Here is a 20,912-nt window from a genome sequence, read left to right on the forward strand (position 1 = left end):
GTGTGGGAGCCGCGCGCCGTGCCGTGCACCGTTCGGCGGCCGGCGGGATGTTCTTGTCAGCGGTGGTGATCAGCGCCCACAACGGGCTCGCCGGATGCTTGTGTTGGTGCAGTGCGGCGGTCTTCTGAGAGGCCGTACGACTCCAGGAGGCGCAGCCAGACCTCGCTGACCGTCGGGAAGGCCGGGACGGCGTGCCACAGACGCTCGAGCGGGACTTCTCCCACAATGGCGACGGTGGCCGTGTGGATGAGTTCGGTCGCCATCGGGCCGGTGAGGGTGCAGCCGACGACGACTTCGCGGGTCTCGTCGACGACGAGCTTGGCGTGGCCGCGGTAGTCGTCCGCGTACAGCGCGGCTCCGGCGACGTCGTCGATGCGGTACTCCACCGCGCGGACCGGGACTCCGGCTTCGCGTGCCGCGCGTTCGGTGAGACCGACGCACGCGACCTCGGGGTGGGTGAAGACCGCCTGGGGGACTGCGAAGTGGTCGGCCTCCGCGCGCCATGCCCGCCGGCGGCCGGTGTCGGCAGGACGGCCCGCTGCGCGCTCGGCGATCGCAGCGGCGCATGCGCGGGCCTGGTACTTGGCCATGTGGGTCAGCGGCGCACGGTGGTTCACGTCGCCGACCGCGTAGAGCCAGTCCCCGTCGAGGGCGGTGACGCGGCAGGTGTCGTCGACCGGGAGCCAGTCGCCGACCGGCAGGCCGACGGTCTCCAGGCCCAGGTCCGCCGTGCGCGGCCGGCGGCCGGTGGCGGCAAGTACCTCGTCGCAGAAGAAGGCGGCTCCGTCGTCGGTCTCCACGGTCACGCTACGGGTGGTCTCGTCACGGGCGACCCGCGTGGCCGAGACCCCGAAGCGGATCGCGACGCCCAGGCCGGTGAGCCCCCTGGTGACCTCTTCGCCGGCGCACGGCTCCCAGCCGGTCAACAGGGCCTGGTCGCGGACGAGCAGGGTGACGGAGGAGCCGAGAGAGCGCCACGCGGTGGCCATCTCGCAGGCCACGACCCCTCCGCCGATGACGACGAGCCGCGCCGGCACCGCATCGGACGTGGTGGCCTGCCGGTTGGTCCACACACCGATCCGGTCGAGCCCTTCGACCGGCGGCAGCGCGGGTTCCGTGCCGGGGCAGAGGACGACCGCGAGCCGGGCCCGCAGGGTGCGGACCGTGCCGTCGGCCCCGGTCACCTCCACCCGGCGCTCTCCGGCGAGCCGGCCGTGCCCTCGTACGAGGGGTATGCCGGCGCTGTTCAGCCAGTCGGCCTGGCCGGTGTCGTCGCCGCGGCCGGTGAACCGGTCGCGGCGGGCCAGGACCTGCGCCGGGTCGAGGGCCCCGGTCACCGCCTGCAGTGCCCCGTCGACCGACCGGGCGGCCTCCCTGGCCGCGCCGGGACGCAACAGGGCCTTGCTCGGCACGCATGCCCGGTAGGAACACTCGCCGCCGACCGCCTCGGCCTCGACGACGACGGCGGTCAGCCCTGATCGGACGACGCGGTCGGCGGCGACCTCGCCGCCCGGCCCGCCGCCGACCACGACGACGTCGTACGTGTCCTCCATCAGCCGCGCACCAGGGGGGTGTCCACGAGGTGCTCGGCCAGGAACCACACCTGCGCCTCGCCGGTGCGGATGACGTCGGAGACGAGCAGGTCGGTGCTGCCCTCGTCGCCCTCGTCCGAGATCCGGGCGGCGGCGTCCCGCGCGTCGATCAGGATCCGCTCGTGCGCGTCGAGAAGGCGCGACAGCATGACGGGGACCGGCTCCACGCCGTCCGGCGGCCGGGGAATCGCCGTCAGCTCCGCGACGTGGCGCGGGTCTCCGACCGCGACGCCGCCGAGGCTCTGGATCCGCTCGGCCAGCCCGTCCACGATGGCGAGTTGGGCATCCGCATGCTTGTCCAGCATGAGGTGGAGCGAGTAGAAGGTCGCCCCGCGCATGAGCCAGTGGTGCTTCTTGTAGAGGGAGTACAGGATCTGCGTGTCGGCGAGTACGCGGTTCAGCCGCTGGCAGGCGTACATGCGGGTGTCGTGGCCGAGGCCGATCGGCAGCTGCTTGAGCGTGCCGAACGTCTGGGTCTCTTCGCCCTTCTGGTGCAGCAGCGGCTGGCCGCCTCCGCGCGGGGCTGTGGTGGTCGTGGTTTCCATCGAGTTCTCCTGGAGGTGGGAGGGCCCGGCCGTCCGGTCGGGGGCACGGAGCGGCCGGACCCGGTCTGCGTGGCACGCGGTCAGCGCTCGCTGCGGACGGCGGCCTGCGGCGCCGCCGGGTCTGCCGTAGCTGCCGGGCCCGACCGGTGCAGTACGACCCGGGCGAGCAGCCCGCTTCCGACGCCCGCCGCGACCACGAGGACTGTCCACCACAGCGGGTAGGGCCTGAGGCCGAGGGCCGCGTCGAGGGACCAGGCGCCGGGTCCGGTGGCGGCGAGAGCGGCGGCGGTGCCGATGAGGACGAGCGGGTACTCGTAGCCGTCGTTCTGCACCCAGAGGCCGTTGTGCCATTTCACGGTGAGGGCGACGGTCATGACCCCGATGGCCCCCGTGGCGGCGAGCGGGGTCAGGAAGCCTGAGGCGAGCAGCAGACCCGATCCGATCTGACCACCGCCCGCCGCCAGTGCGGTGAGGGCTCCACCGCGGAAACCGTCGGCGCGGAACTCCTGCGTGCCGCCCTCGAGCCCCCTGCCGCCCAGGTGCGTGCTGATCTTCTGCACGCCATGGCCGGCGACGAGGAGCCCCACCAGCAGACGCAGGATCAGAATGCCGGTGTCCAAGGAGGTCAGCCGGCCGCGTGCGCGCCGATGATGCTCTGCGCATACACGACACCCAGGCCGTAGGCGCCCGCGTGGGCCTTGACGATCTCCATGACCGCGCCGTACGTCTCCTGACGCGCCCAGTCCCGCTGCAGCTCGAGGAGGACCTGCACCCAGGTCACCGGCACCGCGCCGGCGGCGATCATCCGCTGCAGCGCGTGCTCGTGGGCGGCCGGGCTGACGCCGCCGGAGGCGTCGGAGACCACGTACACCTCGTAGCCCTGCTCCAGCGCGGACAGCGCGGGAAGCACCAGGCAGACCTCGGTCCACAGGCCGGAGAGGATGATCTTCTTGCGCCCGGTCGCCCTGACCGCCGCCACGAGCGCCTCATCCTCCCAGGCGTTCATCGTCGTGCGGTCGATGACCTCGTTCTTGGGGAACACCTCTGCGAGCTGCGGAAGCAGGGGCCCGGAGAACGACTCGGCGGCCACCGTGGTCAGGACGGCGGGCACGTCGAACGCCTGGGCCGCCTTGGCGAGACCCACGGTGCTGTTGATGATCGCGGCGCGATCGCCGCTCCCGGTGCCGAAGAACATCTGCGGCTGGTGGTCCACGAAGAGCATGACGGCGTTGCCGGGCGTGAGCAGGTCCGCGCTCGGGGCGGCCTGCACCTTGGTGATGTCGAACATGAGGGATCCTTTCGGAGCAGTCGGAATCGTGCCGTCCGCGTTACTGGGTTCGGCACACCCGAAAACTACGACCGGCCCGACCGGCCGACTTCTCTCTCCGTGCCCAGGAGTTGGCACGACAGCGCACTACCCCCCGCGCAAGGGACACGAGTTGGATTCACTGCGTATGCCGGACTCACCGGAGTACTCGCCTCCCGCGAAAGGACGGTGGGGCCGGCATTCGTCCGTAGGTGGGGGGCGAGGCTCGCTCCCGGGGCTCTTCGGGCGTGACCAGGGCGTCCATGCCTCTGCAAGCTTTCTGCAAGCTCAGAACTGGAGGGTGGTGTCTGTCATCCGCCCCAGTACGCCGGCAACAGGTCGCCAGTCCGGCCGGCGGATCGTCAAGAAGCAGAGGGCTACGCAGACGGGCCTTCGACAGACGTGACAGGACCGACGTGACACGACAGGACGAGGCTTCCATGGAGATCAACCGCACCCTCCGCACCCTCCGTACCAGAGTGACGGCTCTCGCCGTAGGAGTGACATTGCTGTCCGGCGCCGCCGTGGTCGGCACCGCCGGGCCGGCCGCGGCCGCGAGCGGCTGCAACGCGACCTACGTCAAGTACGGGAACTTCATCGAGTGGCGCGGGGAGGCACGCATCCCCGCCTGGAGCGACGGCACCTACCTGAGTCTCAACTGCTCGATGCAGGAGGGGTCCTCCGGCGCCGGTGTCAGGGCGCTGCAACTGACCCTCAACAAGTGCTACGGCGAATCGCTGGACGTGGACGGGGACTTCGGGCCCCGGACCCGTGACGCGCTCAAGCGGGCCCAGGCCAGGGAGCGCATCTCGGTGGACGGCGGCTACGGCCCGCAGACCCGCAACGCGCTCACGTGGTACTACAAGCCGGTCACCGCCATGGGCTCCGACGAGTGCAGCCGGCTCTGACGAGCCGCCACTCCGAGCGGAACGACAATCCTCACCGGCGGAGCATGCCGGAACTCGACGGAGCCTCTTCAGCGCGGGCCGTGGGACGGGGAGTGCCGCGCTGCCGACCTCGAGGGCCGCGTCACACGAGGCTCCCGTGCCGGAGAGGCGAGGGGAAGCCCGCCTCTCCGGCACGGGAGCCCCATCGGCTCCCGCTCCCGCCCGGGCCGGGGCGCGGCCGACCGCTCCCGCGCGCCGGCCACGCGGCGGCTCCACCGCCCCGCCCGGCGAACCGCGCGCCGGGCAGACGAATCTGAACCGTGGAGGATGCGCATGTCGGAAGACCCGAATGTCCTGGCTGCCCAGAAGTGGGTCAATGCGACCTACGCGAACGCGCCCGGGTACGTACCGTGCCCGACGGACGGCAGTACGGGCTGGGCGACAGTGGACTGCCTCACCCAGGCACTCCAGCACGAACTGGGGATTTCCCCGACAGTCAAGAACTTCGGGCCGGGCACCTTCGAAGCGGTGAAGAAGCGCTTCCGGTTCCCCGACCAGGAGACCAACACGAACATCGTCCGCATCTACAACGCCGCGCTGTGGTGCAAGGGCTACTACGGCTCGGAGCATCCCGCCGTATGGGACTCGACGGCCACGGCCTCCCTCGGTGAACTCTACGGCGACATCGGTCTCCTTCCCGGCTCGCACATCGACGCCGACCTGTGGGCCCGCATCACCCGGTCGCTGCTGCGCATGGACCAGTTCCGTACCGTGCCCGGCGGCCACGGCACCACCAAGCGCATCCAGCAGCACCTCAACCAGCGCTACGTCCAGCTCGTCCGCATCCCCGCCATGAACCTGGTGCCGTGCGACGGCCACTACTCGCGCGACGTGCAGCAGGGGCTGATGCTGGCCGTCCAGTACGAACTCGGCCTGGACAAAGCCACCATCAACGGCTATTTCGGCGAAGGTACACAGCAGGCCCTGAAGACCAGGGGCACCGGCAGCTCCCTGCCCGCCGACCTGGCGCTGCTGTTCCGCGCCGCCTGCTGGTTCAACTCCCCCACCTGGGACAGCGACGGCAGCGCCGTTCACTTCGCCTTCGAAAAGGTGTTCGGCGACATGCCCTGGCCCGAGGAGGACGGCGACGTCCCCTGGCCCGACATCGAGCACTGGGTGAACGCCTTCCAGGCGTTCTCCCAGATCCCCACCGGCACCTACAACTTCCAGACCTGGGCCCAGTTGCTCGTCTCCTGCGGTGACACCAGCCGCGACGCCGAAGGCTGCGACACCGCCGCGTACACCAGCAAGGAACGCGCCCAGGCTCTGTGGAACGAGGACTACCGGATCATCGGCCGGTACCTGGACGAGCACCTCGACCCCGACGACGAGCACTACCTCGGCAAGGCGCTCAAGCCCGGCGAGGCGCAGGACATCATCGACGGCGGTCTCAGGCTGTTCCCGCTGTTCCAGTACAACGGGACCCAGCTGTTCAACTTCACCTACGAGAAGGGGTACGACCAGGGGGTCAAGGCCGTCGCCAAGGCCAGGGAACACGGCATCCCGCACGGATCCTGCATCTACTTCGCCGTGGACTACGACGCTCAGGACCACCACATCACCTCGAACGTCCTGCCCTACTTCCACGGTGTCCGCACGGCCTTCGAGCAGAACGGCGCCCGCTACGTCTTCGGCGTGTACGGCACCCGCAACGTCTGTGAACGCGTCTCCCGCGAGGCCGGCGCCCGCTGGTCCTTCGTCTCGGGCATGTCCTGGGGCTACTCCGGGAACCTCGGTTATCCGATGCCGCACAACTGGTCGTTCAACCAGATCCGGGAGTACCAGTTCCAGGCCGGCTACGGCCTCGACGCCAACGTCTGGCGGCGGGAAAGCGACCTCGGGGTGTCCAGCCTCGACTTCACCGGCCAGGGTGATCAGAGCCTGCGGGAGTACATCGACTTCGTGAAGCGCGTCGAGGGCGTCATCTCCGCCATGGGCTCCGGACCTCCCCGGCACTCGGTGATCGACGGAACGCTGGCGTTCCTGCGCTCGGCCGAACCCGCTTATCACGGCGTGAAATGGGATGCCATTCTCGGCGGCATCTCCTGGGACATCATGGATGCCTGCGCGGACGCGGGCATCGAACCCGGCGACAGGCTCACCTACTACGATCCGCGGGCGAACCACGACATCACCCTCGCGCACTTCGGCGCCGCCGCCGAGGGCCACTACAGCCGCCCCGGCAGCGGCAACGACGCGACCGTGGGAGAAGGCTGCGGATGGGCGGGGGACATCCTCAACGCCTACACGCAGTGGCGTGAGGACCACCGCTCGATGACCGGCGAGAACTTCTGCGTCCAGGTCGTCGGATCCGCGACGGTGGAATCCCGGTTCAGCAGTGACGACCTCATCGCCGACGTCGACGCCTACAACCTCTCCCGCATGCTGCACGGCTCTGACGGCGAGTCGGGCGGCGGGGACGACAGGCTCCTGTCCGACGCCCTGTTCACGTACCACTTCTGGGATGGAGCGAACCGCTCGGGGAAGCGGTTCACCCACTTCTACGACACCCGGTTCAGCGGCAGTCGCAGCACGTTCGAGGCGACCGTGCGGAACATCCTGCTGGATTTCGACTTCTTCTCCGCGTTCGACTGGGGCAAGAAGTTCTTTCTGCCCGAGGACGAGTCCCAGTGGCCGGAGAAGATCCCCGCGGACCAACTCGACTCGTTCGTCGAGGGACTGCACACCGTCATCACCCGACGTATGGAAGGGGAATAGCGTGAGCCGCACCATCTCGCGCCGGGGCGTACTCGCCGCCGGGGCCGGCGCCGCCGTGGCCGCCTGGATCGCCCACGTCGGCCCGGCCGCCGCCGCCCCGGTCTCCGCGTCGAACGGGAGGAGCGCCGCATGGACCCGGGACAGGTCCCTGAACGGCTGGCCCATCACCCCCGACGCCGTCAGCACCCGTACGGTGGAGGGCTCTTCGGCCTCCGTGGACCTGCGGGACGGCCCGGTGGCGACCGTGCTCCTGCACGTCGCCCGGCGCTGGCACTACGAGATCGCACCACTCGACACCGGCCAGGGCGGCGGCATCAGCGGCCACACCACCAGCCGGACCGTCGCCGCGGAGTTCGAATCGAACTACCTCTCCGGCACCGCACTCTGCCTCCACCCCGCCGCGTACCCCCTCGGCGGCTCCGAGGAGTTGTGGCCCCACCATGAACTGATCGTGCGTGACATCCTCCTGGACTGCGAAGGCACGGTCGTCTGGGGCGGCGACCTCGATCCCGTGAAGCGGTCGCACTTCCACATCGCCGCCGGGCCGGAAGGGGACGGCCTCGCTCGCGTCGCCGGACGGCTCTCCCCTCGGCCCAGTGCCGGGCGGACCCGCGGAGCGGGGGCGGTCGGAGACCCCGCGCAACCCGCCAGGCGGGTCAAGGCACGCCGTCTCGAACGCACCCAGAGCAGCTGACCGCGCAAGGAAGAACACTCATGACAAGAACACGGGGGACATGAAGCCCACGAGAGCGATCGCGGCCGTCACGACCGCGGGGCCCCACTGACGCTGGGCGTCCGCGTCTCACCGGCGTCGGCCAATACGCCGGACGGCTGGGGGCGTGGGTACAGGGACTTCTCCGACGACTGGAACGACGAGGGGGTCCTCTCTCGAACCTCGTACGCGAGCTCCAAGCCAACCTTCCTGTGGCAGAAGATCCTTTGGGTCGAGGGCGTGATGTACGCGGCATCCAGTACGAGCGAGTCCTTCACCAAGGACAAGATCGACGGGATATTCGGCACCAACACCGCCCGGGCGACCCGGTCGCTGCAGTCACGCTGGCGCCTCGGAACGGACTCGACCGTCGGTGGGGCGACGTTCGGCAGGGCGGCCAGGAATCCCTCCTACGTGGGCGGCAGCACCGCCTCGGGCAAGGCGCTGACCCTCCAGTACAACGGGGACGAGCACACCTTCAGCATCATCCGGAACCCGGACGGCAAGTACACCTTCCTCGACCGCCAGGGAGACCGGCGCCAGGCGGGCTACGGCTACCACAGTTGCGGCTGACACCCGTTGCGGACCCGGCACGCCCGGCAGCCGGGCATGCCGGGTCCGCCTGTCGCTCGAACATCCGCGTGACGTGAACGGAGCAGCCGGCCGGCTGCTCCCGACAGCGCCACCACAGCGACTGCTTGCCACCGGCGCCCCCTGGCAGGGGCAACTCCTGCCTCATGCGCTTCGACACAGGCTCCCGGTCCACGAGGCTCGTCCCATCCGTCGGAAGGCGGCCGCGCCAGTCACTGACACTGCATCTGGTTCGGCCGGGGCCCGGCGACGGGCCCTGGCCACCCGACCAGCGTTCACCCCTTGCCAGGGCTGCCCCGCCTACCGCTCGGGCGAGGCGGTCTGCGGTGGACCGGCCGTTGAGCGGCGGGCAGGTCACCGACATGGACCGGGGGAAGTTCGGCGCGACGCCCCGGGACGGACCAGTGAGTCACCGACCGGTCCCCGCACCCCCTGCATCGTCACTACCGTCAGCAAGATCCGAGGGACGTCGGGCAGTTGCTGCCCTGTACGCCCCGAAGTGTCCACGAAGAGTTCGGAGCGGGCGGGCGGTGATCCCCTGGAGTGCCGGCGCCCGGCTGAGTAGCCTCGGATCCTCCAGGGGCGTCCGTGGGTGTGGTGAACGCCGTGGCCGGAGAACGAGGGGGAGACGGATGAGTATCGTCATGACCGTACGGGCGGAAGGAACTTCGGGTGCCGCAGAGGAACTGCGGGGATGGCTGCTGAACGAGCCGGAACTGCGGGGCCGTGTCCGACGGGAGTCGACGGAGCCCCCGCCCGGGGCCATGGGCCCCGCGACCGATGCCCTAGTAGCCCTGCTGGAACCGGGCGGGGTGGCGGCGGTCTTCGCCGGGGCGATCGTCGCCTGGGTGCAGACGCGGCGCGGCAACCACACCGTCACCGTGACCCGGGCGGACGGCACCTCGATCACCATCAGCACGCGCCAGGCCCGCAGCCTGAGCCCTCAGGAGCTCGCCGAGCTGGCCGAACGGCTGGCACGGCCCGCGGAGCGGGCGGAACTGCCGGGTGAGGAGCAGGGCGGAGCGGAGCGACCGCGTGAGGACCCCGCGCCGTGACCGACAGCCTGGCGGCACGCGGTGCCCGAGTCGTGCTGATCGGCACCGGTTCGTTCCGCCCGGGCTCGAAACTCACCGAACTGACCTCTGTGGACGCCACGTTGAGCGGTCTCGAGCAGGCGCTGCACGACGCGTGCGGCAGGGCCACCGGCAGCGTCACGCGGGTCCCGGCCTCCGCGGACGCCACCGAAGTGGTGGCCGCTGTGGAAGAGGCGCTGCACGGCGCGAAGGGGCCGTTGGTGCTGTACTACGTCGGACACGGCCTGCTCGGCCCCGGCGACGAGCTGTACCTGGCCACCCACTTCAGTCTTTCGGACCACAGCGTCGCGGGGGCGGTGCCCTACCGCACCGTGCGGGACCTGCTGGGTGGGGCGGCACATGGCTCTCTGGTGGTGCTGGACTGCTGTTTCTCGGGCATCGCGAAGCGGCCGAAGGGCGGCGTGACACCGGATCCGTTCGTATCCGCGCAACCACGAGGCAGCTTCCTGCTCACGTCGGCGTCCCACTACGCGCTGTCGTTCGCTCCGGAGGGGCAACCGCACACCCTGTTCAGCGGCCGGCTCCTGCGTCTGCTCACCGACGGTGACCCCACCGGGCCGCCGTGGCTGACCGCCGACCGCTTGCACGCCACGTTGGAGCGGCAGTTCGCGGACGATACGCGGGTGCGGCCGACCCGACAGAGCGAGGGAACGCTGGGTGCGCTGCCCCTCGTACGCAACGTCGCCTACCAGGTCCCCGCCGACGAGGGCCACGTCGAACCACCCGCCGACCTTCCCTGCCCGTATCCCGGTCTGGAGCCGTTCCGGACCGAGGACAGCGGTCACTACTTCGGCCGGGACGACCTGGTGCGGCGGCTGCTGACCGCGGTGCGTGGCACCGGTCCGGTCGTGGTGATCGGCGCTTCCGGAGCGGGCAAGTCGTCCCTGCTGCGTGCCGGTCTGCTGGCCGGACTCGCACGCGGGCACGCGTCCGACGACGCCGCGGCGCCCTGGCCCGCTCTGCTGCTGCCCGCACCGGGGTCCCGTCCGCTGGCCGCCCTGGCCGAGGCCTGGGCACGTACCACCGGGCGCCCGGTCCCAGAAGTGCGCCGAGCGCTGGAGCGGGGCCATTTCCTGCCGCCCCGCGCCGGGCGGGCAGCATGTCGGCTGCTCGTGGTCGACCAGTTCGAGGAGGTGTTCACACACTGCGCCGACGCCGCCGAGCGTGCCGCGTTCATCGCCGCCGTCGCGGGCGACGGGCCTGCTCCGCGACCGCGGGTCGTCCTCGGCCTTCGCGCGGACCACTACGGCAGCTGCCTGGCCCACTCCGCACTGGAGAGGGCCCTGCGGAGCGGGCAGTTGAACGTCCCACCGATGAGCGAAGAGGAATTACGGGCCGCGATCGAGGGCCCCGCGGCCGCGGCCGGCCTGAAGCTGGAGGACGGGCTCGCCGACCGGCTGCTGCAGGACCTCGGCGAAGGCCGGGTAGGTGACCACGGGACGGGCGCACTGCCGTTCCTGGCACACGCACTGCGCGAGACCTGGCTGCGGCGCGCCGGTGCCCGGCTCACCCTGGCCGGATATCACGCCACCGGCGGCATCTGGCGATCGATGTCCCGGACCGGGGAGAACCTCTACCGCGAACTCGGCCCCGACAATCAGTGGGTGCTGCGGGAACTGCTCCTGCGTATGGTGCACCTGCCTCCGAACGGCGCGGGTGCGGTGATCCGGCATCCGATCCCACTCGCCTCCTTGCTGGACGGGCTGCCCGCCGGTGCCCGGGACGTACGGGACCGGCTGGCGAAGGACCGGCTGATCACCGTCGACCAGGACACCGCGCAGATCGCCCACGAATCCCTGCTGCGCGCGTGGTCGCGGCTGCGTGACTGGGTGACCGAGGACGCTGCGGCCTTGCTGGAGCGGCAACGACTGCGTGTCGCCGCGGAGGAATGGCAGGCCGCCGGGCGCGATCCCGCCTTCCTCCTGCACGGCAGCCGGTTGCAGAACGCGCTGGATCTGCGCGTCCCCGGTCACCGCGCACCACTGACGGAACCGCAGCGCCGGTTCCTGGCCGAGAGTGAGGCGGCGGCACACAGCACCCGGCTGCGCGAGCGGCGCCGTCTCAGAGCGCTGAAGGCCGCGGTCGTCACGCTGGTGGTCGCGGTACTCGCCTCGTTCGGGTTCGCCGCGACGGCCCTGCACCAGCAAGGCAGGGCGGAGGAGCAGCGCAACACCGCCCAGGCTCAGCGGGAGCTGGCCACCTACCGTGCGCTGCTGGCGGAGGCGGACAGCCTGCGGGACACGGATCCACGCAGTTCTCTGGCCCTGGGCCTGGCCGCCCACGCGCTGCGACCGGGGGCGGACGCACGGCGAAGCATGTTCCAGACACTCGCCGAGAGCCCGTTCCGCGGCTCCGCCCTGCTGCCGACCGAGGCGACCGAGGCGGTTCTCGGGCCTGACGGACGAACCCTCGCCGCCTTCGAGGAAGACTCCCTGACGCTGTGGGACGTGGGCCGCGGAACCTCCCGGACGACTGCACTGGCCCGTCTGGACTGCGACGCCTACACGGTCTCTTTCGGCGGCCCGGACGGCCGGACTCTCGCCGCCCTGTGCTCGGACGACACGATGTCACTGTGGGACCTCACCGGACTGCACGAGGGGAAAGCCCCCCGGCGCACGGTTTCCGGGCTCCTTCCCACCGGTCTGCCCGGTTACGCGGAGGCGATGGCGCTGAGCCCCGACGGCAGGCGGGCGGCCGTGGTCGGCTGGTGGGACGAGGACGAAGATCTGGCGGCGGAACACGGCGGCGCGCTCGCCCTCTGGGACGTCTCCGGCGCACGCGAACCCCGCCGGGTGTCGGTGACCAGAGGGGTGTACGAGACCGACGGCGTGGCATTCGCCCCGGACGGCCGGACACTCGCCGTCTCCTCCGACTTTCCCAGAAGCCGGGGATCGCTCGACATCGGCAGAAACTACACCGTCGACGGCGTGCGTGTCTGGGACGTGACGGATCCTCGTGCACCCCGGCCGGGTGCATTCGTGCGCGGGTCCGACGGAGACATCGCCTTCAGCCCCGACGGCCGTCATCTGGCCACGACCGACGAGGGATCCGCCAAGCTCGTGGACGTCTCCGAGCCCCACGATCCGACGACGGTCGCGAAGTGGCAGGCGCACTCGTACGAGGTGCAGGCCTTCGCTTTCTCCCGCGACGGCTCCCGGCTGGCGACCGCGGGCAAGGACGGGGTGGTCGCCGTGTGGGACCTGAGCGACACCCGTAAGCCGGTGCGGCGCGAGAACCTCGTGGGGCACACGAGTGTGCTGGCACGGATCGAGAAGGGGGTGGACATCGGCACCCTGGCCTTCGTACCCGACGGGCGCAGGCTCGTTTCGGTGAACACCTACGGCGGCGAGTCGGAAGCCGTCCACTGGAATCTGGGAAGCACACAGCGGGCCCGTGCCGTGCGGAAGCTGGACTCGGGCACCGGCCACACCGTGGTGGCCCTCTCGCGCGACGGCAGGATCTTGGCCGTGACCGGCTCCGCCACCGTCCGGCTCTGGGACGTCGGCGACCTGACCGCCCCCAAGGCGCTGGCCACAGCCCGCGGCCCGCGCAGCATCGTCCGGGACATCGCCCTCAGCGGCGACGGAACCCTCCTGGCCGGCCTCCACATCGACGGTACGGTGACCTTGTGGGACCTCGCCGACCGGGAGCGGCCTCGTGTCGTAGGTGCGTTCGGCACGGCCACCAAGGACGCGGACGAGCTCGTCTTCGCGCCCGACCGGCCTCTCCTGGCGGTCCGCGGCGAGGCACTCGACCTATGGGATGTCGCCGACCCACGCCGCCCGCGGAAGAAGGATTCGCTCGCCGAGGTCAGCTCGCTCACGGGGAACGACTTCAGCCCCGACGGCCGCTATCTGCTGACGTCCCGGGGCCGCTACGCGGGAGGCGTGCACCTGTGGGACTGGCAGACGCCGGGCGCGTCCTTCGCGGAACTGGTTCCGGACGGACGGCTGCCGAACCTGCGAGGCCGGACGGCGTTCAGCCCGGACGGCAGAACGGTCGCCGTGGCCGGAGAGGGCACCAGCGGGGAGGACAGAAGGAGCGCGGTCCTGAGTCTCTTCGACGTGAGCGACCCGCGGCGGCCCCGGCAGACGGGAACGGTGCCGCGCGAGGACGACCGGGACGTGACCTTCGACGGCGCGGACTTCCACCCCGGCGGAGGCCTGGTGGCGGCGGGCGGATGGGACGGCCTCGCATGGCTGTGGAGCGTGGGCGACCGCGACGCACCCCACCTGGCCGGCCGCCTGGGCCCCCACGAGGGCGGTGTGAGCGACGTGGTCTTCACCCCGGACGGCCGTTCGCTCGTCGCCGCCGGTGGAGGCACGGTCCTTTTCTGGGACCTCGGCGACTACCCGGCCATCGCCGCCGACACGACCGGACTCGCCTGCCAAGTGACCGGCGGCGGGCTGGAGGCCTGGCAGTGGCACGTCTACGCCCCCGACGTCCCCTACCAGCGTTCGTGCCCGTCCCGTTGACGGCATGGCCGGGGGGCTGATGGACCCGAAAAACCGAAGTGGGGCTCAGCCCGACATGGCGAACCCTGTGTGGCACTTCCGACTCGGCCTGGCATTCGACCGGTCAGGACACGTTGCCGCGGACGCCTTCGCCGAACAGGCCGTCGGTGTACGTCACGTACTTGGGGGTGAACTTGCCCTTGCCGGTGATGACGCCCGTGGCCTTCTCACCCGGGGCGAGGTCCATCATGTCCATCTGGTTCTCGTCCTCACCGAGCTCGTGGTTGTGCTTCAGGCCGGTGGTGTCGGTGATAGCGAAGTACAGCGGGTTGATGTCGATCTGCTCGTCGCTGTTGTTGGCGATGGTGACCTGGACGCTGGTGTAGTCGCCGCCGTCGTGGAGGATGCTCGGCCTGAACGTCGTCTTCGTCACGGTGAGTTGGACCGGGGCGGGCTTGGCCGGCTCGGCTGCGGGCTCGGTCTTCGGCTTGGTGGCGGGCTTCGCGTCCGCTTGGGCGTCGTCCTTCTTCACCGGCGCCTTCTCCGCCGCCTCCGATGTGACCGGCTTCTTCGTGCTCGTGCTGCTGTCGCCGAGGGCCGCTCCGAGGATGACGAGCAGGATCAGTCCGCCGAACACGGAGCCGAGGACGATGGCGACGATCGCGCCGGCGCCCATGCCCTTCTTCGGCGGCGGGGGCGGCTGGTAGGGGGCGGGGCCGTGACCGTACGGGCCGGGCTGCTGCGGGTAGCCGTATCCCGGCTGGGGCTGTCCGTGCGGGTACTGCTGGGGCTGGTTGTACGGCTGCTGCGGGTGGGTCATGGCCTGCCTAAGGTCGGGAGCGCCGCGAATGTGTGCGATTCATGTGGGAGCGGTGCGTGAAATGTGGGACTCACCGGAGTGGTTGATGGTTGCACGGGTACCGGTGGTGTTCCGCCGCCTGTGGGGGCAATGAGCGCGCGGCCGGCGCTGACCACATGCAGGTCGTCCTCGTCGAGCCGGATCCGGACCGTGACGTGGGCGCCGGTCGGCCCAGGCGGGACGGAGCGAAGGCGACGAGTCCTTGTGGGCCGACGACGCGGCATCGACGCCCCCTACGCCGCGCTGGTCGACCTCGCCCGGGACATCGAGACGGGCCGCAGCGACGCCTACGACGCGGCCGCCCGCATCCGCTCCTGGCACATCCGACGCCTCCCGCCCGGGCGACCTTCCCGCTGTGCAGCGCCGTACGCCGACCGTTTCGGGGCTGTCATGGAGGTCTCTCGCCATGCCCGCCCGATCTGGTCCGGCCCCGTGACCATTCGATCTCGTTCCGGCAGGTGCACCTCGCTGACACGGCCGCGTGCGGTACCGAAAGGTGCGGACGGGAAGCAGCTCACCGACGACGAGATCATCAAGGGCTACGAGATCAGTAAGGACACGTTCGTGCAGGTGACCGACGACGAGCCGGCGCAGATGCCGCCTCCGACGGCGGCGACGAGGGCTGTCGAGCTCGGCGAGAGCGAGATCGATCGGTGATCGCCCTCGCCATCGAGCAGGTCATCGCGGCGCAGGCTGAAGGCCGGCGGCCGCCTCTGGGGAAGCCGTGCCGGAACCGGCCGGGCAAGTGGTCGAGACTCGCCGGCGCGCCTCGGGGATCCAGGGCGGAGCCATGGCCGGATCGCGGCGACCGCCCTGCGATAGATGCGTTCCGCTGCGCTGCCGTCTTGGGCCGGTGGGGCCGACCTGCGCACACTGGAAGTATGCGCGAAATGATCGGCGGCGTGACGGCGGAGCGTGAGGATCTGCTTGCTGCGGCCGTCGTCGAAGCCGTCGAAGGAACCGGCGCTTATGCGGGGAGTGTTTTTCTCCGCTCCCGCGACCGCCGGTCGATCGTGCTCGCCGCGACTTGTGGCGTGCCGCCCTCTCTGCTCGGGGGCTGGCGCCTCATTCCGGTGAGCAGTCCCATCCCGGTCGCCGCAGCCTATAGCTCCGGGCGCACGGTCCACCTGGCCGATGCGGAGGAGACGACGCGCCGGTATCCCCAGCTCGCGGTGGCTCTGCCGTACGCCTTCGGCTCCTGCTCCGTGCCGGTGGGCTCAGGCGAGGAGACCTTTGGTGCGCTGGCGATCGTCCGGGCGGCGTCACCCGGCGGCCAAGGGATGTCCAAGGCCCAGCGCCGCCACGTGCGGACCGTCGCCAACCGGCTCGGTGCCGCCCTCTCCGACCTCCGCGCCCGTACCGGCGATCCCGTCGAGTGCGACCCGCAGACGATTCCCGTCGAGACACCGGCTCCGTCGGCACCGGCCGTGCGGGCCGGCCTGTTCGAATGGGACCTCGTCACCGGCATCATCACCGTGGACGACGAGCTCTGCGCGATCTTCGGTCTTGACCCCCGTGCTTTCGACGGACGGGCCGAAACGCTTGCTTCCTGCCTCCATCCCGGCGACCGCGCGGCCCTTCGAGCTGCCGCCCGCGCGGCAGCCGCCGAGGGCCGGATCAAAGCGCGGCGCCTGCGCATACGGGACCGCAGGGACAGCAGTGAGGGGTACCGCACGGTTGAGTTGTGGGGCGGCCGCGTACTGAAGGCCGACAGCGCGCGGGCACGCACCCGCCTGGTCGGCACGGTCGTCGACGCGGCTGCCGGCAGCGCGGCCGTCGCCGCGGTCGAACGGCTGCGGGACGGTCTGATCTCCCTCGCCCCCGACGGGCGGGTCACCTACGCCAACCACAGCGCCCTGCGGCTGTTGGGCGTGCGCGGCGACGAGTTGCTGCAACAGTTTCTCCCGGACGTACTGCCGTGGCTGTCCGATCCCGACGTCGAGTACCGGCACCGGTCCGCGATGATCTCGCAGGCGCCAGTGTCCTTCCTTGCCTGCCGACCGCCCGACCGGTGGCTCGCATTCTCTCTCCATCCGGAAGCAGACGGAGTAACCGGCCGGGTGGTGCCCGTCGACGATTCATCCTCGACCTCAACGCCGTCCGCCGCCTCGGCCGAGACAGCAACCGATGCCACACCGGCGCGCCTGGGCGTCATGTACCACGTCCTGCAGCTGGGCAGCGCGCTGACCGAGGCGGTCACCGCCCGCGAAGTCTGCGAGGTCATCTCCGACCAGCTCCTACCGGCATTCGGAGGCCAGCAGTTGGCGATCTACGTGGTCCGCGACGGAACGATGCGTCTGCTCTTTCACACCGGCCACCACGAAGACTTCCTCGACTGGCTGGAGGGCGTACCGCTGCACGCGCGGCTGCCCGGTACGGAGACCCTGACCTCCGGCACGCCGCTCTTCATCGAGTCGCAGCAGGACCTCTCCCAGGGCTACCCCGGAATCCCCACGGGCGACGTACGCTCCTGGGCGTATCTGCCACTGATCGCCTCCAGCCACCCTGTCGGCACCTGCGTCCTCGGCTTCGACGAGATCCACCAGTTCACGCAGAGGGACCGCGGCGTCCTCACCGCACTTGCCGGGCTGATCGCCCAGGCCTTGGAACGAGCGCGGCTCTACGACTCCGAGTTCGCCCTCGCGCGGGGCCTGCAGCAAGCGCTCCTGCCGCACCGGCTGCCAGTAGTCCCGGGTATCCGCACCGTCGCGCGCTATCTGCCCGGCACCAGTGGAATGGACATCGGTGGCGACTGGTACGACGTCATCCCCACCGGTAGTGGGGTCTCTCTTGTCATCGGAGACGTGGAGGGCCACAGCATCGCCGCCGCGGCCACCATGGCCCAGTTGCGCAGCGCCGTACGGGCCTTCGCGGCGGTAGGCCATACACCCGGCGATGTGATGGCGGGCGTCAACCGAACCCTCGTCGACCTCGACCCCGGGCTGCTGGCCAGCTGCTGCTACATCCACCTCGAACCCCACGGCCACCACGCCTGTGCTGTGACCGCCGGCCACCCCCCACCCCTGCTCCGCCGTCCCAACGCGATGACCCACGCCCTTGAACTGGAAATCGGCCCACTCCTCGGTGTGGATCGCGCAAGCACTTATCCAGCAACCCGGATCGAACTCCCACCAGGGTCCGTCCTCGCCCTCTACACCGACGGACTGGTCGAGGAACGCGGCGCCGACATCAACGTAGGGATTGACCGCCTGCGAGCATCGCTGGCCCACGCCCGTGCGGACACACCGGACGAACTCGCCGACCGGCTTCTGCACAACGCCCGGGGCTCCTCGTACCGGGCCGACGACATCGCCCTGCTGCTCACCAAGCTCGCTTCGGGTCATCGTGCCGAGGTGACACCCGATCACGTGTCACGCTCCCACTGATTCGGTAGACGCCGAGGCCGATGCCGGACTTGCCTGCGGCCACGACCAGTGTCCACAGCAATGGCTGCACCTTCTCTCCGCGTGTGCTGACGCCGTGGAACCTGCCTCCTACGAACTGCCCGGACAGCTCAGAGATGACGGCACCGTCCTGCTCTGCGAGTGGCATGACCCCCCGCCCCCGTGACGGGGGACCACGCCGATCGAGCCAACGGGGCAGCTCCTCCGGGCGGACCGTACCTCCGTCCAGGGGACTGCTGCCGTGGCGGACGCTCCGCGGGCGACGGGGGATGGGATGGTGGTGGGGTTAACTCCAAGCGCTCCCGTTGGAGTGGCTGAGCGAGAGCTCCTGGGGTGGCCGTCACGTCCCCCTCAGGGGCTTTTGCTTGTGCTGGCCGCTGAAGGGCCGTTCCGCCGCGTCCGGGACGCCAGGACGCCGGTGGTGGCAACGCTGCTCGGCAACCGGGCGGCGTAAGCCCCCCTCGAACCCTCGGCGAGGTCGCAGCGCGAGAGCCGCTCCCCTCAGCCGAGGATCGACCGGCCAAGTGGGCGTCGGCGTCGACCGAGTCGGCGCGGCACGCTACTCGATGGTCAGCGTGAGCCCCGTCGCCCCATGGGAACTGGAGGCCAGCCCTCCGAGTACGGCGGCCGACGGACCGTTGACGTCGCACGTCGCGCCCTGATCTGCTGCCTCGATCAACGTAGGGACCAACGCGGCGAACGCAGATGCCGAGCAGGGAGCTGAGGCGATGACGCCCTCGCACGCACCGGGCCCGCCGACCGCCGTGGTCGTACAGAACACCAGGAGCGGCGGTCCCGGCCGGGTCGGGGCCTGGCTGCGCGAGGCGGGGATCGGCCTCGAAGTGCTGCGCCCCTACGAGGGTGATGCCCTGCCCCGGGCGCTCGACGGCAGGCCGCTCCTCGTGCTCGGCGGCGGCTTCCTGCCGGACGACGACGAGCGCGCGCCCTGGCTCCCGGCAACCCGCCGCCTCGTCTCGCAGGCACTGGACGCCGGCACGCCCGTCCTCGGCATCTGCCTCGGTGGCCAGTTGCTCGCACAGGTTGCGGGCGGCAGCGTACGGGCGCGTCACGGAAAGCCCGAGTTCGGCAGCACACAGATCCGGATGCGTTCCGAAGCCGCCGACGATCCGCTGCTGTACGGGCTCGGCCCGGCGGTTCCCGCGATCGAACGGCACGTCGACGCGATCACCGAGCTTCCGCCGGACGCGGTTTGGTTGGCGTCCAGCGCGGCCTGCCCCCCCCAGGCATTCCGAGTCGGCGCGCGGGCCTGGGGCGTGCAGTTTCACCCGGAGGCAGAGGCCGAGCGGATCGCCGGGTGGGACCGGGAGACGCTGGCCCGGCAGGGCTTCGACAGGGACCGGCTGCACGCCGAGGCCGTGGCCGCCGAGGGTGCGGCGGTCGCGGCGTGGTCGGTGTTCACGCGGAGGTTCGCTCACGTGTGCGCGAGGTTGCCGTGACCGGCGGCGCCGGCGGGGCGGCTCGCCGCCGCCTTCCCGCCGACGCGACGACGCTGGTGAGCACGCCCGCCAACAGCCCCCAGAACGCGGACCCGATGCCGAGCAGCGTCACACCGGAGGCAGTGGCGAGGAAGGTGACGACGGCCGCCTCCCTGGACGCGGGGTCCGACAGAGCACTGGCCAGGGACGCCTCGATCGTGGCGAGCAGGCCGATCCCGGCAACGGCCAGGACGAGCGCGTGTGGCATCGCGGTGAGCAGGGAGGCGACGGTCGCGCCGAGCAGGCCGACGCACAGGTAGAAGACGCCCGCCCACACGGCCGCGAGGTAGCGCCGCTGTCGGTCGGGGTGAGCTCCGTCGCCGGTGCAGATCGCGGCGGTCATCGCCGCCAGGTTGAGGCCGAACGCCCCGAACGGCGCGAGCACCGCCTGGACGGCACCCGTCCACGTCAGGACGGGCGAGACGGGCACCTCGTAGCCGGACCCGCGCAACACGGCGACCCCCGGCAGGTTCTGCGAGGCCATGGTGACGACGAACAGCGGCACGCCGACGCTGATCAGCACCTTCCAGTCGAACTCGGGAGCCGTGAACACCGGCTGTGCGAGCGACAGTCGGACCCGTTCCAGATGCCAGCCCCCGGTGAGGACGGAGGCGACGACTCCGCCGCCGAGCGCGATGAGGACCGCGTAGCGAGGCAGCAGTCGGCGCGCGAGGAGATAAAGGACGAACACCGGAAACGCGATCGCGAAACTGCTGCCCATCTGGGAAAAGAGCCCCGTCCCGAACTCGAGCAGCACTCCGCCGAGAAGCGCCGACACCAGCGGCACCGGGATCCGGCCCATGACCCGCGCGAAGAATCCGGTCAGACCGCTCACCATGATCAGTGCTGCGCTGAACACGAACGCGCCCACGGCCTTCTCCATGGACACGCCGCTCAGGCTCGTGGCGAGGAGCGCGGCTCCCGGCGTCGACCAGGAGGTGACGACCGGGGCCTTGTACCGCAGCGACAGACCCACGCAGGTCACGGCGATCCCGACGCCGAGTGCCAGCATCCACGAAGAGACCTCCCGCGCGTCCGCACCCGCGGCGCGTGCCGCGGTGAACACGAGGGCGGCGGCACTGGTCACGCCGACGGTGACCGCGATGAGCCCCGCCGCCACGGCCGAGGGCGGTGCGATGGCGCGTATGCGGGCGAGCGGGGACATGCGGCATCACTTCCGGAGGGGAGAGCACG

General features: G+C 70.8%; 15 protein-coding genes. 9 read left to right on the top strand and 6 right to left on the bottom strand.

All coding sequences use genetic code 11. The features are described 5' to 3' along the window. Positions 1–56 precede the first annotated feature (56 nt). From ACTMTU_RS05075 to ACTMTU_RS05090, 4 genes are all read right to left on the bottom strand, one after another. A complete protein-coding gene (locus ACTMTU_RS05075) occupies positions 57–1,553 on the bottom strand; it encodes a dihydrolipoyl dehydrogenase family protein (protein WP_441262230.1) in 1,497 nt (498 codons plus the stop codon). Further along, the gene (locus tag ACTMTU_RS05080) at positions 1,553–2,137 is read right to left on the bottom strand and encodes a Dps family protein (RefSeq protein WP_441262231.1); all 585 of its coding nucleotides are present in this window, start codon (positions 2,135–2,137) and stop codon (positions 1,553–1,555) included. The genes ACTMTU_RS05075 and ACTMTU_RS05080 overlap by 1 nt, the downstream gene beginning before the upstream one ends. Before the next feature lie 80 nt (positions 2,138–2,217). Next, complete coding sequence (locus tag ACTMTU_RS05085) at positions 2,218–2,757, bottom strand: DoxX family protein (RefSeq protein ID WP_441262232.1); 540 nt, start codon at positions 2,755–2,757, stop codon at positions 2,218–2,220. Positions 2,758–2,762: 5 nt separating this feature from the next. Next, complete coding sequence (locus ACTMTU_RS05090) at positions 2,763–3,425, bottom strand: hydrolase (protein ID WP_441262233.1); 663 nt, start codon at positions 3,423–3,425, stop codon at positions 2,763–2,765. A gap of 434 nt (positions 3,426–3,859) precedes the next feature. Here ACTMTU_RS05090 and ACTMTU_RS05095 point away from each other — a divergent pair, with 434 nt between their 5' ends. From ACTMTU_RS05095 to ACTMTU_RS05120, 6 genes are all read left to right on the top strand, one after another. Further along, positions 3,860–4,351 carry a peptidoglycan-binding domain-containing protein gene (locus tag ACTMTU_RS05095; RefSeq protein ID WP_441262234.1) on the top strand — a complete coding sequence of 164 codons (492 nt, stop codon included), beginning with the start codon at positions 3,860–3,862 and terminating at the stop codon, positions 4,349–4,351. Positions 4,352–4,663: 312 nt separating this feature from the next. Beyond that, a complete protein-coding gene (locus ACTMTU_RS05100; protein ID WP_441262235.1) occupies positions 4,664–7,108 on the top strand; it encodes a glycoside hydrolase domain-containing protein in 2,445 nt (814 codons plus the stop codon). A gap of 1 nt (position 7,109) precedes the next feature. Beyond that, positions 7,110–7,802 (top strand): hypothetical protein, encoded by a 693-nt coding sequence (locus ACTMTU_RS05105; protein ID WP_441262236.1) that lies wholly within the window; start codon positions 7,110–7,112, stop codon positions 7,800–7,802. 258 nt (positions 7,803–8,060) lie between these two features. Further along, the gene (locus ACTMTU_RS05110; protein ID WP_441262237.1) at positions 8,061–8,393 is read left to right on the top strand and encodes a peptidoglycan-binding domain-containing protein; all 333 of its coding nucleotides are present in this window, start codon (positions 8,061–8,063) and stop codon (positions 8,391–8,393) included. 650 nt (positions 8,394–9,043) lie between these two features. Continuing rightward, on the top strand, positions 9,044–9,466 hold the full coding sequence (locus ACTMTU_RS05115; protein ID WP_441262238.1) for an effector-associated constant component EACC1: 423 nt from the start codon (positions 9,044–9,046) through the stop codon (positions 9,464–9,466). Next, complete coding sequence (locus ACTMTU_RS05120; RefSeq protein ID WP_441262239.1) at positions 9,463–13,980, top strand: caspase, EACC1-associated type; 4,518 nt, start codon at positions 9,463–9,465, stop codon at positions 13,978–13,980. The genes ACTMTU_RS05115 and ACTMTU_RS05120 overlap by 4 nt, the downstream gene beginning before the upstream one ends. Positions 13,981–14,083: 103 nt before the next feature. On the opposite strand, the gene ACTMTU_RS05125 is transcribed toward ACTMTU_RS05120, so the two are convergent. Next, positions 14,084–14,779 (bottom strand): DUF4352 domain-containing protein, encoded by a 696-nt coding sequence (locus ACTMTU_RS05125; RefSeq protein ID WP_441262240.1) that lies wholly within the window; start codon positions 14,777–14,779, stop codon positions 14,084–14,086. A 243-nt stretch (positions 14,780–15,022) separates the two neighbouring features. Here ACTMTU_RS05125 and ACTMTU_RS05130 point away from each other — a divergent pair, with 243 nt between their 5' ends. The 3 genes from ACTMTU_RS05130 to ACTMTU_RS05140 all read left to right on the top strand — a co-directional run bounded on the left by ACTMTU_RS05130 (position 15,023) and on the right by ACTMTU_RS05140 (position 19,679). Further along, positions 15,023–15,475 carry a hypothetical protein gene (locus ACTMTU_RS05130; RefSeq protein ID WP_441262241.1) on the top strand — a complete coding sequence of 151 codons (453 nt, stop codon included), beginning with the start codon at positions 15,023–15,025 and terminating at the stop codon, positions 15,473–15,475. Between the two features lie 224 nt (positions 15,476–15,699). Then, positions 15,700–18,204 (top strand): SpoIIE family protein phosphatase, encoded by a 2,505-nt coding sequence (locus tag ACTMTU_RS05135; protein WP_441262242.1) that lies wholly within the window; start codon positions 15,700–15,702, stop codon positions 18,202–18,204. Between the two features lie 746 nt (positions 18,205–18,950). After that, positions 18,951–19,679: a type 1 glutamine amidotransferase gene (locus tag ACTMTU_RS05140; RefSeq protein ID WP_441262243.1), complete on the top strand. Its 729-nt coding sequence runs from the start codon at positions 18,951–18,953 to the stop codon at positions 19,677–19,679. Here the strand turns inward: ACTMTU_RS05140 and ACTMTU_RS05145 are convergent. After that, entirely contained in the window at positions 19,639–20,883 is a 1,245-nt protein-coding gene (locus ACTMTU_RS05145) for a benzoate/H(+) symporter BenE family transporter (protein ID WP_441262244.1), read from the bottom strand. The genes ACTMTU_RS05140 and ACTMTU_RS05145 overlap by 41 nt on opposite strands. Between the last annotated feature and the right edge of the window lie 29 nt (positions 20,884–20,912).

This window comes from Streptomyces sp. OZ13 (genome assembly GCF_052068155.1).
Classification (GTDB): Bacteria; Actinomycetota; Actinomycetes; order Streptomycetales; family Streptomycetaceae; genus Streptomyces.

Coding starts and splice junctions, on each gene's coding strand:
- ACTMTU_RS05075 (WP_441262230.1), bottom strand. CDS start 1,553: ATGGAGGACACGTACGACGTCGTCGTGGTCGGCGGCGGGCCGGGCGGC.
- ACTMTU_RS05145 (WP_441262244.1), bottom strand. CDS start 20,883: ATGTCCCCGCTCGCCCGCATACGCGCCATCGCACCGCCCTCGGCCGTG.
- ACTMTU_RS05125 (WP_441262240.1), bottom strand. CDS start 14,779: ATGACCCACCCGCAGCAGCCGTACAACCAGCCCCAGCAGTACCCGCAC.
- ACTMTU_RS05140 (WP_441262243.1), top strand. CDS start 18,951: ATGACGCCCTCGCACGCACCGGGCCCGCCGACCGCCGTGGTCGTACAG.
- ACTMTU_RS05115 (WP_441262238.1), top strand. CDS start 9,044: ATGAGTATCGTCATGACCGTACGGGCGGAAGGAACTTCGGGTGCCGCA.
- ACTMTU_RS05100 (WP_441262235.1), top strand. CDS start 4,664: ATGTCGGAAGACCCGAATGTCCTGGCTGCCCAGAAGTGGGTCAATGCG.
- ACTMTU_RS05090 (WP_441262233.1), bottom strand. CDS start 3,425: ATGTTCGACATCACCAAGGTGCAGGCCGCCCCGAGCGCGGACCTGCTC.
- ACTMTU_RS05080 (WP_441262231.1), bottom strand. CDS start 2,137: ATGGAAACCACGACCACCACAGCCCCGCGCGGAGGCGGCCAGCCGCTG.
- ACTMTU_RS05135 (WP_441262242.1), top strand. CDS start 15,700: ATGCGCGAAATGATCGGCGGCGTGACGGCGGAGCGTGAGGATCTGCTT.